This is a genomic window from Rhodococcus sp. IEGM 1318 (assembly GCF_033142465.1).
GTDB lineage: Bacteria > Actinomycetota > Actinomycetes > Mycobacteriales > Mycobacteriaceae > Rhodococcus_F > Rhodococcus_F qingshengii_B.
This window is the reverse complement of record NZ_JAWLSC010000001.1, coordinates 230,369-246,333: the sequence shown is the minus strand read 5'-3', so window position 1 is coordinate 246,333 and position 15,965 is coordinate 230,369. Positions and strand designations below refer to the sequence as shown.

12 protein-coding genes are annotated in these 15,965 nt (G+C 62.5%); 4 read left to right on the top strand and 8 right to left on the bottom strand.

What is annotated here, in order from left to right; genetic code table 11:
- Positions 1-98 precede the first annotated feature (98 nt).
- From R4P65_RS01245 to R4P65_RS01230, 4 genes are all read right to left on the bottom strand, one after another.
- Positions 99-1,631: a DHA2 family efflux MFS transporter permease subunit gene (locus R4P65_RS01245; RefSeq protein WP_317825170.1), complete on the bottom strand. Its 1,533-nt coding sequence runs from the start codon at positions 1,629-1,631 to the stop codon at positions 99-101.
- Entirely contained in the window at positions 1,628-2,098 is a 471-nt protein-coding gene (locus R4P65_RS01240; protein WP_003941890.1) for a MarR family winged helix-turn-helix transcriptional regulator, read from the bottom strand. The genes R4P65_RS01245 and R4P65_RS01240 overlap by 4 nt, the downstream gene beginning before the upstream one ends.
- A gap of 89 nt (positions 2,099-2,187) precedes the next feature.
- A complete protein-coding gene (locus tag R4P65_RS01235) occupies positions 2,188-3,153 on the bottom strand; it encodes an NADPH:quinone oxidoreductase family protein (RefSeq protein WP_317825169.1) in 966 nt (321 codons plus the stop codon).
- Between the two features lie 80 nt (positions 3,154-3,233).
- A complete protein-coding gene (locus tag R4P65_RS01230) occupies positions 3,234-3,890 on the bottom strand; it encodes a TetR/AcrR family transcriptional regulator (RefSeq protein WP_317825168.1) in 657 nt (218 codons plus the stop codon).
- Positions 3,891-3,955: 65 nt separating this feature from the next.
- Here R4P65_RS01230 and R4P65_RS01225 point away from each other — a divergent pair, with 65 nt between their 5' ends.
- Positions 3,956-4,945, top strand: a complete 990-nt coding sequence (locus tag R4P65_RS01225) for an NAD(P)-dependent alcohol dehydrogenase (RefSeq protein ID WP_230812164.1) — start codon at positions 3,956-3,958, stop codon at positions 4,943-4,945.
- A gap of 44 nt (positions 4,946-4,989) precedes the next feature.
- Entirely contained in the window at positions 4,990-5,748 is a 759-nt protein-coding gene (locus tag R4P65_RS01220; protein WP_317825167.1) for an acyl-[acyl-carrier-protein] thioesterase, read from the top strand.
- Here R4P65_RS01220 and R4P65_RS01215 read toward each other — a convergent pair.
- On the bottom strand, positions 5,745-5,945 hold the full coding sequence (locus R4P65_RS01215) for a hypothetical protein (protein ID WP_003941897.1): 201 nt from the start codon (positions 5,943-5,945) through the stop codon (positions 5,745-5,747). The genes R4P65_RS01220 and R4P65_RS01215 overlap by 4 nt on opposite strands.
- A gap of 73 nt (positions 5,946-6,018) precedes the next feature.
- On the opposite strand from R4P65_RS01215, the gene R4P65_RS01210 reads away from it, so the two are divergent.
- Positions 6,019-6,516, top strand: a complete 498-nt coding sequence (locus R4P65_RS01210; protein WP_317825166.1) for a histidine phosphatase family protein — start codon at positions 6,019-6,021, stop codon at positions 6,514-6,516.
- Between the two features lie 13 nt (positions 6,517-6,529).
- Here R4P65_RS01210 and R4P65_RS01205 read toward each other — a convergent pair whose 3' ends face one another.
- Positions 6,530-7,537 (bottom strand): LLM class flavin-dependent oxidoreductase, encoded by a 1,008-nt coding sequence (locus R4P65_RS01205; protein ID WP_317825165.1) that lies wholly within the window; start codon positions 7,535-7,537, stop codon positions 6,530-6,532.
- Between the two features lie 88 nt (positions 7,538-7,625).
- Here R4P65_RS01205 and R4P65_RS01200 point away from each other — a divergent pair, with 88 nt between their 5' ends.
- Positions 7,626-8,012, top strand: coding sequence for a glyoxalase superfamily protein (locus tag R4P65_RS01200; protein ID WP_317825164.1), 387 nt, complete (start codon positions 7,626-7,628; stop codon positions 8,010-8,012).
- A 66-nt stretch (positions 8,013-8,078) separates the two neighbouring features.
- Here the strand turns inward: R4P65_RS01200 and R4P65_RS01195 are convergent, their stop codons facing one another.
- Both R4P65_RS01195 and rpoB read right to left on the bottom strand, forming a co-directional pair.
- Complete coding sequence (locus tag R4P65_RS01195; RefSeq protein ID WP_230812159.1) at positions 8,079-12,035, bottom strand: DNA-directed RNA polymerase subunit beta'; 3,957 nt, start codon at positions 12,033-12,035, stop codon at positions 8,079-8,081.
- A 117-nt stretch (positions 12,036-12,152) separates the two neighbouring features.
- A complete protein-coding gene (gene rpoB, locus R4P65_RS01190; protein WP_230812158.1) occupies positions 12,153-15,659 on the bottom strand; it encodes a DNA-directed RNA polymerase subunit beta in 3,507 nt (1,168 codons plus the stop codon).
- Positions 15,660-15,965 lie beyond the last annotated feature (306 nt).

Sequence of the window (15,965 nt, the reverse complement as noted above, 5' to 3'; positions counted from 1 at the left end):
AACATTCAACCATCCTGCTGTATTCCACGGCAAAAGGTGAGGGCAGCACACATGATGTGTGCCGCCCTCACCTGGTCAAACCTGGTACCGGAAACCGGTCAGTGCATAACGATCGGCGTTGCCGTCTCGCCTTCGGCCACCGGCCTGGTGGTCTTGCTCCGCGGCAGGAAGAACGCCGGGATGAGGGTCAGGACGATCAATACGGTGGCCACGAGGAAGGTGTTGCCGAATGCGTCCGACGCTGCGCTGAGAATCGACTCGGCCGCAGACTCTTGCGGGCTACCCGGCTCGGTCGGAATGTGCGACGCCGCCCCGACCATCGTCGTATCGAGGCCACGATCGAGGAGCTGGTTGGTGAGAACCACCGACATCACAGCGGTACCGATCGAACCTGCAGTCTGCTGAACGATGTTCATCAGGGTGGAACCGCGAGCGATCTGCTCGTTGGAGAGCGTCACAATTGCTGCGGTCATCAGCGGCATCATGGTGCAACCCATGCCGAGGCCCATGACGAACAGCGCGCCCATCAGCAACCACGTCGGGGAATCCGAGGCGACCTGTGTGAACACACCCAAACCGATGAGAATCAACGGCAATCCGGTCAGGACGATCTTGCCCGGGCCGATCTTGTCGACCAGTCGGCCCGCAATCGGCATCGTGACCATGGCACCGAGACCCTGCGGAGCCATCAACAATCCGGCAGCGAGCGTGGTGTGACCGCCGACCTGAATGAAGTAACTCGGGAAGAGCAGTCCGGCGCCCATGAACGCGACGATGAACAGCGACGTCGTGATGACGGCAGTGCTCAACTGACGGTTCTTGAACAGGTGCAGGTCGATCAGCGGGTGATCCTTGTTCAGCGCGTGGAACACGAAGGCGATGATCAGCGCCAGACCGATACCGGCCGACACCAGAACCCTGGCCGAGGCAACGGTTCCCACTTCGGGGATGGACGACACACCGAACAAGAACAGCGCGAGGCCGGGCGACAGCAGGATCATGCCGAGGAAGTCGAAGGACTCCGAAGGCTTTGCCTTGTCTGACGGCAGAATGATGAATGCAGCTGCCAGGGCGATGATGCCGATCGGCAGGTTGATGAGGAAGATCCAGTGCCAGCTCGCGGCCTCGATCAGCCAGCCACCGAGAATCGGGCCCCCGATGGGGCCGAGCAGCATCGGGATACCGAGCACGGCCATGACCCGACCGACACGGTCCGGGCCGGCAGCCCGGGTCATGATCGTCATGCCGAGCGGCATCAACATGCCGCCACCGAGGCCCTGGAGCACACGGAAGCCGATCAGCGAGGTGATGTCCCACGCCATCGCACAGGCGACTGAACCGAGAACGAACAGCACCAGAGCGGTCATGTACAGGCGTTTGGTACCGAATCGATCTGCTGCCCAGCCGGTGACCGGGATGACCGTCGCCAAGGCGAGTGTGTATGCCGTCATCGTCCATGCGACGGTGGCGTACGAAGTCTGGAAGTCCTCGGCAAATGTGGTGAGCGCGACACTCACCACGGTTACGTCGAGAATCGACATGATGGCGCCGAGCACCACCACGGAAGCGATCTTGAGGACCGCCCCGTCAAGTTTGTCGGACGCCGGTGCCGGCGCGTTCGGCGATGTCATCGCGAAGTCTCCTGGTTGAGTGCTCGCAGATAATCACCCGCGAGAATGGGCTTGAGAGCCTCGAACAAACGAATCCGCTCTGGCTCTGGAACGCGCGACGCGAATTCGCGAAGCTGGCCACGCTTGCACTCGATGTGGTTGGTCGTCACCTTACGACCGGCCTCCGACAAGGAAACCCGCTTGACGCGTCGGTCCCGCTCGTCTTCACGGCGATCGACCAGGCCCATGTTCACGAGCTGATCGATGTTTCGTCCCGTGGCTGCCACCGAGAGCCGAAGCTCGTCGGCAACCTCGTTGATCGGGATAGCCGCATCACGTTGTGCAAGTACGAACAGCACACGCACCTGAGAGAACGAGAGATCCAGCTCGATCAACGCATCGATCGACTCCGAATCACCGGCGCTCATCAGGCGAGTGAACAACTCGTCGAGTGCTCCATACAGGTCATCAGAATCGGAAGCGATCACCTGGCAAATGGTAGTGCGGTTGCAACTATTGCCCAAATGAAAACATGTTGCAACTTATTAATTGGTGACCACCATCACGTTGCAAAGAATCATTCCTGCAGCAAGATGGCCTTTCCGAGAACTTTGCCGCTTTCGAGATCAGCCAGGGCAACTGCTGCATCGGCAAGGGGATACCGTGCCTTGACCAGGGGTCGCAAGCCGTTTCGGACGTGTTCTACCAGCGATGCGTGCACCTCGGCTACCGCTTCGGGATTGGTGCGTGTGAACTCGCCCCACGCGGCTCCGACAATGCTGATGTTCCGGAACAGCACCCGGTTCACCTTGACCTCGGGTATGCCGCCACCGGCAAATCCGATCACCACAAGTCGTCCTTCGGGTGCCAGAACACGGACGGCGTCGTCGAACGCGTCGCCGCCCACCGGATCCACCACGATCTGAGCGCCGACGCCGTCGGTCAGTTCCCGAATACGCTCGCCCCATCCCGGGGCAAGCGCGACCACCTCGTCGGCGCCGAGCTCACGAAGGAAGTCCTCGACGCCCTCGCGTCGCACCACGGCAATCACCCGGGCACCGTGCGCCTTGGCCAGCTGGATGGTTGCCGTTCCGACTCCGCCCGCAGCGCCGAGCACGACGACCGTCTCCCCCGCCACGATCTTCGCGCGACGAGCCAGCGCGAACTCCATCGTCTGATAGTTGATGATCAGTGAGGCCGCCTCGTCGAAGGCGAGTCCGTCCGGAATTCGGAGTACCTGCGCCGGGTTGACGGCAATCCGCTCTGCATATCCGCCCAGATATGCGGCCGCCAGAACACGATCACCCGGAGCGAAACCCGAACCCTCTGGCGCGGAGACCACGACGCCCGATATCTCCGCTCCGGGAATGAACGGCGGTTCCGGGCGGATCTGATACTTGCCGTATGTGATCAGTAGGTCCGGAAAGCAGACGCCACTGGCCTTCACGTCGATGAGGACCAGACCTTCGGCCGCGGGCTCGGGAACCTCCTGCGCGACAATTCCTTCGGGACCGGTCAGTTCCGTAACCACCATTGCGCGCACAGAAAGCTCCTCTTCGGGACATCTGAAATCTGGACCGGTAACCCGGTTTTTCTCGACTTTAACCCGGTACTCACGTCAGATCATCGTTCGCTCCCGATGTGCAGTCGTTCGAGTCCGTCGAGAATCAGATCCAGACCGAAAGCGAATTCGGCAGCGTAGCTGTATCCCGGCGCCAGCACGTGCTCGGTGGTCAACTCGGCCAGGTGCGGATACTGACCGCTCTCGAACGATCCCATGATCGCGTTCGCCAGTTCCGTCGTCTCCTGCGTAGTTTCGAACGGCAAGCTCACCTCTTGCAGCACGAAGCCGTAGATGTACGCATCCATGATCGAAAAGGCATGCGCAGCAAGGGCAACCGGAAATTCGGCCGCGCGTAGCGTCCCGATCACTGCGTCGTGGTGACGCAAGGTCGCGGGACCAGGCGTCGTTCGAGACTCCATCAATGGAGTTGCCCACGGGTGCTTCCCCAACACTGCACGAGTGGATACCGCTCGCGCGCGAAGTTCCGTTCGCCATGGGCGTCCCGGCGTCGGCAAGTCGATCTCCGCAAAAACCGCGTCGACCATTCCGTCGAGCAGGTCCCCCTTGTCCGACACGTGGTTGTACAGAGACATCGCCTCGACGCCCAGTTGCGTCCCCAGTTTGCGCATCGTCATCGATTCGATCCCCACGGAATCGGCCAGTGCGACGGCACCGCCTACTACGTCATCTCGGGTCAATCTCGCGCGCTTGTCCACATTGACTGAACTTACACCGTAAGTGCCATACTTACGATGTAAGTATTCGATGAACGGAGACTCGCATGGCACAGGAACTGATGACCGCCGTCGTACAGGATCGCTACGGCGAGGCCGACGTTCTCTACGTCGACCGCATTCCACGACCCGCTGTCGCCGACAACGAAGTGCTGATACGCGTCGAGGCCGCGTCGGTCGACCGCGGGGCATGGCATCTCATGGCCGGGTTGCCATATCCGTTGCGCCTCGCAGGATTTGGACTGCGCGCACCCAAGAACCGGGTACGCGGACTGGACGTCTCCGGTCGCGTCGAGGCCATCGGCAGTTCGGTTACCCGCGTGACAGTCGGCCAGGAGGTGTACGGGATCGCAGTCGGTTCTTTCGCGGAATATGCGTGCGCGCTCGAAACGAAGATTGCCGCAAAACCTGCCCGGTTGTCGTTCGCGCAAGCGGCAGCGGTGCCGGTCTCCGCCCTCACAGCGCTGCAAGCCGTGCGCGACCACGGCCGCGTGCAGGCGGGGCAATCCGTCCTCGTACTCGGCGCATCCGGTGGCGTCGGGATCTACGCGGTGCAGGTGGCAAAAGCCCTGGGAGCGCACGTTACCGGCGTATGCAGCACCTCGAAAACCGATGCGGTCCGCTCCATCGGTGCCGACGAGGTTCTCGACTACCGCGTCGACGACGCCACCGACGGATCACATCGATACGACGTCATCATCGACACCGGCGGCAACCGCCGACTGCGAGACCTACGACGAGCACTCACACGCACCGGAACGCTGGTGATCGTCGGCGGCGAGAACGGCGGACGGTGGCTCGGCGGAACCGATCGCCAAATACGCGCACAGTGCTTGTCTCCATTCATATCTCAGAAAATGGGCACCTTCATCGCTTCGGAGAACGCCGACGATCTGGAGGTCCTGACGCAGATGATCGACACAGGTGACATCACCCCGGTGATCGACTCCGTTCATCCCCTTGCCGACACCGCCGTCGCCGTGGCACGAATGGTCGACGGTTCCGGCTGCGGAAAGCAGATAATCGCCACTCGCTGAAAAGCCTGACAGAATCGGCACACTCCAGCGAACAGGAATCTCACGTGAACCCAGATCTCACGCTCGCGCAACAGCCAGAGCGAGGACCGATCTTCGTCAAATCCCGCCCGGTCCGCACCGGCGACATCGACGTCGCCAAGCAGGTCAGGCTCGACGCCGTCGCCCGCTACCTGCAGGACGTCGGCAACGACAACATCGAGGCCGCGGGAGCCATCGACACCCATCCGCTCTGGATAGTGCGTCGTACGGTCGTCGACGTCGTACGCCCGGCGATCTGGCCGGAAGAGTTGACGATGACTCGCTGGTGCTCCGGCTTCTCCACGAGATGGGCGAACATGCGCGTGCGCTTCGACGGCAGCAACGGCGCGCTGATGGAAACCGAAGGCTTCTGGATCAACATCAGCGCCCAGTCGGGCATGCCCACCCGGATGAGTGACGAGTTCATGCAGCCGTTGGAAGAATCCACCGACGAGCATCGCCTGAAGTGGAAACGCGTCCTCGCCGAGAACGCACCCGACGCGGACGACGCCGGCGTTCTCGACACGCCGTTCGCTCTGCGCGCCACCGACATCGACCCGTTCGACCACGTCAACAACGCCGTCTACTGGCAAGCGGTCGAAGAGGTCCTCAGCGCTCGCACAGAACTGCGTACCGTTCCGCATCGAGCGCTGATCGAGTACCTCTCCCCCATCGTCTCCAGCGACGACGTCGTCCTGCGCAGCCGCGTCGACGACAAGACCGTCACGGTCTGGTTCCTGGTCGGCGAAGCGCTCCGCGCAGTTGCGCAGGTGAGCGCCCTCTAACGCAGTTTCTGGGTCGCGACAGCCGCGACACCGAACACCAACGCAAGAAGAATCGCGGCCCAGAAACCGAAGAGCCACCACACCACGCCGAACACGACCACTGCCGGGGCAACGGTGATGAAGGCGATGGTGGGGCTTTCGCGTACCACCTCGAGTGCAGTTCGGGCATTAGTTCGATCGAGCTTCTTACCGGCCATCGAAAACCTCCTTCAAGGTCCTGACCATCCAGAGTAACCGGACTGACGGGCATAAAGCGGATACCGTGAACGCATGGCCGACCACCGCACCCTCGTCCTCATGCGACACGGCAAGTCCAGCTATCCCGAGGGCATCCGTGATCACGAGCGTCCGCTCGCCGAACGGGGCCTGCGCGAGGCCCGCATCGGCGGCGAATGGATCCGTGAAAACGTCCCGCCCGTCGACGCCGTTCTGTGCTCCACCTCCCGGCGGACCGTCGAAACCCTTGCCTCGACAGGTATCGAGGCGCCCGCCGGATTCGAGAAGTCGATCTACGGCGGCTCACCCGCCGACGTGATCGCAGCTGCGCGGACCACTTCCGACCACGTCAAGACGCTACTGGTCGTCGGACACGAACCCGGAATTCCCTGGACTGCACTCGATCTCGCATCGAACGAAAACTCCGAAGCGGCCCAGCGTATCCGCGACAAGTTCCCGACTTCGGCGATCGCCGTCCTCTCCGTACCGGTGCCGTGGACCGAACTCGACGACTCCGTCGCCACTCTGCTCGAGTTTCACGTGCCTCGTTAGATCAACCACACTGCTAAAGCACCTCACGTAGCAGGCGGTCCGAAAGTGCAAGCGCGTCACGGTCGTACGTCGACGTGGACGCCAGCACTTCGTCGGCACCGGTCCGCTCGGCGAGATCGTGAAGCTGCTGCTTCACCTCGACGGGCGTCCCGTGCAGCGCCGACGCCATGAACGACTCGATACGCCTGGCGTTTCGATCACTGCGCGGGGCGCGCCTGATCTCGTCCGGCGACGCGAGCGGCGGAAACTCCCCTGTCCGTGACGATTCTGCGAGCGCGTACGCCTCCGGGATCAGCACCTCACGGGCCGCGTCGGTGGTATCGGCGACCGCCACCTCGAGGGAAACCACCACATATGGTTCGGGATGCGTGTCGGTGGGCCGGAAAGCTCGGCGGTACTCGTCCAATGCATCCACCCGGCCGGTGCTACCGATTCCGAGTATCGGCCCACCCACGACCACCGGAAGCCCCAGCTGCGCTGCCACTTTCAAGCCTGCGCGCGTCGCGAGCACGAAGATCGGCACCCCTGTCTCCGACGCCGGCCTTGCCGTCACTGCCGCGGATCCGTCCAGGTAGCGCCTCACCTCTTCGAGATCTGACCCAAACGTGTCCGGAGTATCCTTGCTGCGTCGTAGTGCCTGCCGAACAGGCTCCGTGAACCCCAGCGATCGGCCGAGCCCGAGATCGATTCGCCCGGGATACAGCGCCTCCAACATCAGGAACTGCTCGGCGACGATCAGCGGTTGGTGGTTCGGCAGCATGACCCCACCGCTGCCGAGCCTGATATCGCGCGTATGCGCGCCGATCGCGGCGAGCAGTACTGCCGGCGATCCGCTCCCGATCCCCGGCACCGCGTGATGCTCGGCGACCCAGAACCGGTGGTAGCCGAGAGTGTCGGCGTCGGTGGCGCGTTCGAGCGAATGCGTCAGAGCTGCGGAGTCGGGGTATCCGCTCCTGGTTCGGGATCGGTCGAGCAGTGAGAGAAGCACTCTCGGAGCAACAAGGAATTCGGAGAGTTTCATCCGGGCGCCAAACGAGGACCGTTTCTGACCGCAATACCCGCCACACTGGACCTGTCGCCGGAATTCACCATCACATGAAGGGCACGTCATGGACATCAAGCTCGAACTGGTCGCCATTCCCGTCACCGACATCGACCGCGCCAAGGACTTCTACGTCCGCCTCGGCTTCAATGCCGACCATGATCACACGGTCAGCGAGGACCTGCGATTCGTCCAGCTGACCCCACCCGGTTCGGCCTGCTCGATCTGCATCGGCAAGGGAATCACGGACGCCGAGCCCGGTTCCGTCGTCGGCATACAGGTAGTGGTCAAGGACATCGAAGAGGCTGAGCGTGAGTTCAAGAGCCGCGGCATCGACATCAGCCCGATCGACGACCAAGCTTGGGGACGGTTCATCTACTTCGCCGACCCCGACGGCAACAAGTGGGCCGTCCAGGAGATCGTCATCCCGGACCTCAGCGGCAGCAACGCCTGAAACGGATTCCTGAAAACGAGAAATCCCCCGTCTCATCAGAGACGGGGGATTTCTACCAACTAACCGCTAGCGGTAGTCGTTGCTGAAGCCGTAGTCGTCCAGCGGAACTGCAGCACCGGTGTTCTGGCCGAAGCCGTCCGGGCTGTAGTACTGGTCGTCGTACGACGGCACTGCGTAAGCAGCGGCGCGTGCCTCTTCGGTGGGCTGAACCTGGATGTTGCGGTAACGGTTGATACCGGTACCGGCGGGGATCAGCTTGCCGATGATGACATTTTCCTTCAGACCGATCAGCTTGTCCGAGCGGCAGTTGATAGCCGCGTCGGTCAAGACACGAGTGGTCTCCTGGAACGATGCCGCGGACAGCCACGAATCCGTCGCGAGCGACGCCTTCGTGATACCCATGAGCACCGGACGGCCGGCTGCGGGCTCGCCACCTTCGGCGACAACGCGGCGGTTTGCCGACTCGAACTCGGCGCGCTCGGTGAGCGAACCGGGCAGGAACTCGGTGGCACCGGAATCGATGATCGTCACGCGACGAAGCATCTGGCGCACGATGACCTCGATGTGCTTGTCGTGGATCGACACACCCTGGCTCCGGTACACCTCCTGGACCTCGTTGACCAAGTGGATCTGAACCTGACGCGGACCCATGACTCGCAGGACCTCGTGGGGATCGGCAGCACCTTCCATGAGCTGCTGTCCGACCTCGACGTGGTCACCGTCAGCCAAGAGGCTTTCGCGACCGTCGGCATGCTTGAAGACGCGCAGACGCTGACGCTTGGAGAGCTTGTCGTAGACAACCTCTTCGCCGCCGTCGTCCGGGACGATGGTGATCTTGTAGAAACGATCGCCGTCTTCGAGCTGTACCCGACCGGTGACGTCCGCGATAGGAGCCTTGCCCTTGGGCACACGTGCCTCGAACAGCTCCTGGACACGCGGCAGACCGCCGGTGATGTCATCTCCTGCGACACCACCCTGGTGGAAGGTACGCATGGTCAGCTGGGTACCGGGCTCACCGATCGACTGAGCGGCGACGATACCGACAGCCTCACCGATGTCGACCAGCTTGCCGGTGGCCATCGAGCGGCCGTAGCAAGTGGCGCAAACGCCGGTTCCGGTGGTGCAGGTCAGGACCGAGCGGACCTTGACCGTCGTGATGCCGGCTTCGAGCAGAGCATCGATCGCGGGGTCACCGAGATCGTGGCCACGCTCGACGATGACGGTGCCGTTCGCGTCGACTGCATCGGCCGCCAAGGTACGGGCGTACGTGCTGGTCTCCACGTGAGCATCGCGGATCATCGTGCCGTCGGCCTGCTTCTCGGCGATCGTGGTGACGATGCCGCGCTCTGTTCCACAGTCGACCTCGCGGACGATGACGTCCTGCGAAACGTCCACCAGACGACGGGTCAGGTAACCCGAGTCGGCGGTGCGGAGTGCGGTATCGGCCAGACCCTTACGAGCACCGTGCGTGTTGATGAAGTACTCGAGAACGGTCAGGCCTTCCTTGAAGGAAGACTTGATCGGACGCGGGATGAACTCACCCTTCGGGTTTGTCACCAGACCCTTCATACCGGCGAGCGAGCGAACCTGAGTCATGTTGCCGGCTGCGCCGGACTTCACGATCATCGGGATCGGGTTGCTGTCGGGGAAGTGAGCCTCCATGGCCTTGCCGACCTTGTCGGTCGCTTCCTGCCAAATGGTGACCAGAGCGCTGTTGCGCTCCTTCTTGTCCAGAGCACCACGCTGGTACTGCTTCTCGATCTTGTCGGCCTGAGCCTCGAAGTCCTCGATGATGGCAGGCTTCTCCGGCGGCACGAGCACGTCGGAAATCGAGACCGTGACACCCGAACGGGTGGCCCAGTAGAACCCGACGTCCTTGAGCTTGTCGACGGTCTGAGCAACCACGATCATCGGGTACCGCTCGGCGAGATCGTTGATGATCGTCGCCTGGCGCTTCTTCGGCATCTGCTCGTTGACGAACGGGTAGTCCGCCGGAAGCAGCTCGTTGAAGAGCACACGGCCGAGTGTCGTGGTGGCGGTCCAGCCGTCACCGTACTTCCAGCCCTCGGGGAACAGTTCGTTCTCGAGGTCGCGCGGCGGACGCTGCTGCGTCAGACGCACCTTGATCTGAGCCTGCACCGAGAGAGCGCCGCGGTCGACTGCCATCTGAGCCTCGGCGGGCGAGGAGTACACGCCCTGCTCTGCCTCGTCGTTGGTCGGAGCAATGAGCTCACCGGTGACACCCTCGTCGAGACGGGTGAGGTGGAACAGACCCGTGACCATGTCCAGACGCGGCATGGCGAGCGGGCGACCCGAAGCAGGCGAGAGGATGTTGTTCGAGGACAGCATCAGGATGCGTGCCTCGGCCTGAGCCTCTGCAGACAGCGGGAGGTGAACAGCCATCTGGTCGCCGTCGAAGTCGGCGTTGAAGGCCTCACACACCAGCGGGTGGAGCTGAATGGCCTTGCCCTCGACGAGCTGCGGCTCGAATGCCTGGATACCCAGACGGTGCAGCGTAGGTGCACGGTTGAGCAGCACGGGGTGCTCGGCGATGACCTCTTCGAGGACATCCCACACCTGGACGCGCTTACGCTCGACCATGCGCTTTGCCGACTTGATGTTCTGCGCGTGGTTCAGATCGACCAGACGCTTCATCACGAACGGCTTGAACAGCTCGAGAGCCATCAGCTTGGGCAGACCACACTGGTGCAGCTTGAGCTGAGGACCGACGACGATCACGGAACGACCCGAGTAGTCGACGCGCTTACCGAGCAAGTTCTGACGGAAACGACCCTGCTTGCCCTTGAGCAGATCGCTCAGGGACTTCAGCGGGCGGTTACCCGGTCCGGTGACCGGACGTCCACGACGACCGTTGTCGAACAGGGCGTCGACCGACTCCTGCAGCATCCGCTTCTCGTTGTTGACGATGATCTCGGGAGCACCGAGGTCGATCAATCGCTTGAGGCGGTTGTTGCGGTTGATGACGCGGCGGTACAGGTCGTTGAGGTCGGACGTCGCGAAACGTCCACCGTCGAGCTGAACCATCGGGCGAAGCTCCGGCGGGATCACCGGAACAGCGTTGAGGACCATGCCCATCGGCGAGTTGCCGTTGGTCTGGAAAGCCGCAACCACCTTGAGGCGCTTGAGAGCACGCAGCTTCTTCTGGCCCTTGCCGCTGCGGATGGTCTCGCGAAGAGACTCTGCCTCGGCGTCGAGGTCGAAGTTCTGCATCAGGATCTGGATGGACTCTGCGCCCATCGCACCCGTGAAGTACTCGCCGTAACGGTCGACCAGCTCGCGGTACAGGAGCTCGTCGATGATGAGCTGCTTGACGCTCAGCTTGGTGAAGGTGGTCCAGATCTCGTCGAGACGATCCAGCTCACGCTGCGCGCGGTCACGGAGCTGACGCATTTCGCGCTCGCCGCCGTCCTTGACCTTGCGGCGGACATCGGACTTCGCGCCCTCTGCCTCGAGCTCCGCGATGTCGGCTTCGAGCTTCTGCGCACGTGCCTCGAGATCGGCGTCACGCTGATCTGCGACGGTCTTCTTCTCGACCTGCATCTCGGCTTCGAGTGTGGACAGCTCGTTGTGACGGAGCTCCTCGTCGACACCGACGATGACGTAGGCAGCGAAGTAGATGATCTTTTCGAGATCCTTCGGAGCCAGGTCGAGCAGGTAACCGAGACGGCTCGGAACACCCTTGAAGTACCAGATGTGCGTGACCGGTGCGGCCAGTTCGATGTGACCCATACGCTCACGACGAACCTTGGCGCGAGTGACCTCGACGCCACAGCGCTCACAGATGATGCCCTTGAAGCGGACACGCTTGTACTTACCGCAGTAGCACTCCCAGTCCCGGGTGGGGCCGAAGATCTTCTCGCAGAAGAGGCCGTCCTTCTCGGGCTTGAGCGTGCGGTAGTTGATGGTCTCCGGCTTCTTGACCTCGCCGTAGGACCAATTGCGGATGTCCTCTGCACTGGCCAAGCCAATGCGGAGTTCATCGAAGAAGTTGACGTCGAGCACGTAACTTCCTTTCCCCGTTGGGGTTACGGTTGCCGGTCACCCGGCAACCTGACTGCCAATTCAAATGTGAACTACGCCCCCGGGCCGCTCTTTCAAGAGCAACCCGGGGACCGAAACCTAGTTCGCGAGGTCGTCGACCGTCGCAGCTTCGTTCCTGGACAGGTTGATGCCCAGGTTCGCTGCGGCCCGCTCCAAGTCCTCGTCGTCGCCGTCCGCCATCGTGATGGCCGCGCCGTCCGAGGACAGCACCTCCACGTTGAGGCAGAGCGACTGGAGCTCCTTGAGGAGCACCTTGAACGACTCGGGGATGCCGGGTTCGGGGATGTTCTCGCCCTTGACGATGGCTTCGTACACCTTGACTCGACCGACCACGTCGTCCGACTTGATGGTCAGCAGTTCCTGCAGCGTGTAAGCCGCGCCGTAGGCCTGCATCGCCCAGCACTCCATCTCACCGAAGCGCTGGCCACCGAACTGGGCCTTACCACCGAGAGGCTGCTGCGTGATCATCGAGTACGGACCGGTCGAACGAGCGTGGATCTTGTCGTCGACCAAGTGGTGCAGCTTGATGATGTACATGTAACCGACCGAGACCGGGTACGGGAACGGCTCGCCGGAGCGGCCGTCGAACAAGGTGGCCTTTCCGTCGGGTCCGACCATCTGCTCGCCGTCACGGTTCGGCAGCGTCGCGCCGAGGAGACCGGTGAGCTCGTCTTCCTTCGCACCGTCGAACACCGGGGTGGCGATGTTCGAGTCGGCCGGAGCGGACAGCATCTCTTCCGGCAGGGTCGCAGCCCAGTCGGGACGAGAGCCGTCGGACGCGATCTGAACGTTCCAGCCGGTCTTGCCGATCCACCCGAGGTGGGTCTCCAAGACCTGACCGATGTTCATACGACGCGGGACGCCGTGCGTGTTCAAGATGATGTCGACAGGCGTGCCGTCCGAGAGGAACGGCATGTCTTCCTGCGGCAGGATCTTGCCGATGACGCCCTTGTTACCGTGGCGGCCGGCGAGCTTGTCGCCGTCCTGAATCTTGCGCTTCTGTGCCACGTAGACGCGGACCAACTCGTTGACACCGGGAGGCAGATCGTCGTCTTCGTCACGCGAGAACACGCGGATTCCGATGACCTTGCCGGTCTCACCGTGAGGAACCTTGAGGGACGTGTCACGAACCTCGCGAGCCTTCTCACCGAAGATGGCGCGAAGGAGGCGCTCTTCGGGGGTCAGCTCGGTCTCGCCCTTCGGCGTGACCTTTCCGACCAGCACGTCGCCGTCACGAACCTCGGCACCGATACGGATGATGCCGCGCTCGTCGAGGTCAGCGAGGACCTCGTCGGAGACGTTCGGGATGTCGCGAGTGATTTCCTCGGCACCGAGCTTGGTGTCGCGGGCATCGATCTCGTGCTCCTCGATGTGAATCGAGGTCAGGACGTCCTCTTCCACGAGACGCTGCGACAGAATGATCGCGTCCTCGTAGTTGTGGCCTTCCCACGGCATGATCGCGACGAGCAAGTTCTTGCCCAGCGCCATCTCACCGTTCTCGGTGCAAGGGCCGTCGGCCAGAACCTGGCCGGCCTCGACACGCTGTCCCTCGTCCACGATCGGACGCTGGTTGGCGCACGTGCCCTGGTTGGAGCGCGCGAACTTGCGCATCCGGTACGTCTTGCGGCTTCCGTCGTCGGCCATCACCGTGACGTAGTCCGCGGAGATCTCCTCCACGACACCGGTCTTCTCGGTGATGATGACGTCGCCGGCATCCACAGCCGCACGCAGCTCCATGCCGGTTCCGACGAGAGGTGCCTCGCTGCGAACCAGCGGGACAGCCTGACGCTGCATGTTCGCGCCCATCAGGGCACGGTTTGCATCGTCGTGCTCGAGGAACGGAATCATCGCGGTTGCGACGGACACCATCTGACGCGGCGAAACGTCCATGTAGTCGATGTCGGAGGACGCGACGAACTCGACCTCGCCACCCTTACGGCGGACGAGAATCTTCGAGTCGGTGAAGCGACCCTCGCGGTCGATGGCCGAGTTGGCCTGCGCGACTACGTGGCGGTCTTCTTCGTCGGCGGTCAGGTAGTCGACGTCGTCGGTCACCTGTCCGTCGACGACGCGACGGTACGGGGTCTCGATGAAACCGAACGGGTTGACGCGTGCGTAGACCGACAGCGAACCGATCAGGCCGATGTTCGGGCCTTCCGGGGTCTCGATCGGGCACATGCGGCCGTAGTGCGACGGGTGAACGTCGCGAACCTCGAGGCCGGCGCGCTCACGGGACAGACCACCGGGGCCGAGGGCGGACAGACGACGCTTGTGCGTCAGCCCCGACAGCGGGTTGTTCTGGTCCATGAACTGCGACAGCTGGGAGGTTCCGAAGAACTCCCTGATCGCAGCGACGACGGGACGGATGTTGATCAGCGTCTGAGGCGTGATTGCCTCGACGTCCTGCGTGGTCATGCGCTCACGAACCACACGCTCCATGCGGGACAGGCCCACGCGGATCTGGTTCTGGATGAGCTCGCCGACCGTACGCAGACGACGGTTGCCGAAGTGGTCGATGTCGTCGACCTCCACGGGAACCTCGACGCCGCCCGGAGCCGTCATCGAGGTGTCACCTGCGTGCAGACGCACGAGGTACTCGACGGTGGCGACGATGTCTTCTTCGGTGAGCGTGGATGCAACGATCGGCTGACCCGCGTTCAGGCCGAGCTTCTTGTTGATCTTGTAACGACCCACGCGAGCGAGGTCGTAGCGCTTGTCCTTGAAGAACAGGTTCTCCAGCAGAGTCTGCGCGCTCTCCTTGGTGGGGGGCTCGCCCGGACGCAGCTTGCGGTAGATGTCGAGCAACGCCTCATCGGTGCCGGCGGTGTTGTCCTTCTCCAGCGTGGCCATGAGGATCTCGGAGAAGCCGAAGCGCTCCGTGATCTGCTCGGTGGTCCAGCCGAGTGCCTTGAGCAGGACGGTGACAGGCTGACGACGCTTGCGGTCGATACGGACACCAACGGTGTCGCGCTTGTCGACGTCGAACTCGAGCCATGCGCCGCGACCCGGGATCACCTTGACGCTGTGCAGATCCTTCTCGGTGCTCTTGTCGACGCTCATGTCGAAGTACACACCGGGGGAACGCACGAGCTGCGAGACGACCACACGCTCGGTGCCGTTGATGATGAAGGTGCCCTTGTCGGTCATCATCGGGAAATCTCCCATGAAGACCGTCTGGCTCTTGATCTCACCAGTGTTGTTGTTGATGAACTCCGCGGTGACGAACAAAGGCGCCGCGTAGGTCATGTCCTTGTCTTTGCACTCGTCCGTCGAGGCCTTGACCTCGTCGAATCGAGGGTCGGAGAAGGACAGCGACATAGTGCCGTTGAAATCCTCGATCGGAGAAAGCTCCGCGAGGATGTCCTCGAGACCACCGGACACTGCATTGTCGCCGAGTGCCGCTGCTCGTTCGCGCCAACTCTGCGCGCCGACCAGCCACTCGAACGAATCTGTCTGTACGTCAAGAAGCCCGGGAACTTCGAGGGGTTCGCGAACTTTCGCGAACGAAACCCTCTTCGGGGCTCCGGGGATTCCGGAAACTGCCTTGGTCTGGCTAGAGACTGCCAAGATGCGTCCTTCCAGCACCTCACGCGGGCCGCTCCGTGCTGTTGCGACCGCCGCTGTATCTGCTTCGAATTTCGCTGGTTACAACCCGAACGAAACCCGTCGCAGAAAGCAAGAAGTACTTGACTTCGCAGCGGTTGAGACGAGGGGTGGACAGGAGGCAGCCAGCGCAACGTCCAAAAGTACACCCTTACTCAGGAAATGTCGAGTCGGGTGTAACTGAGGGCCTAATTCAGATACTGACGTGAGACTGCCGATCACTCGTCCGTGCATGTTCACCGATCAGAGTGGACCTTGCGGACCGCCCCGTCAAGGGCGAGAGCGCGT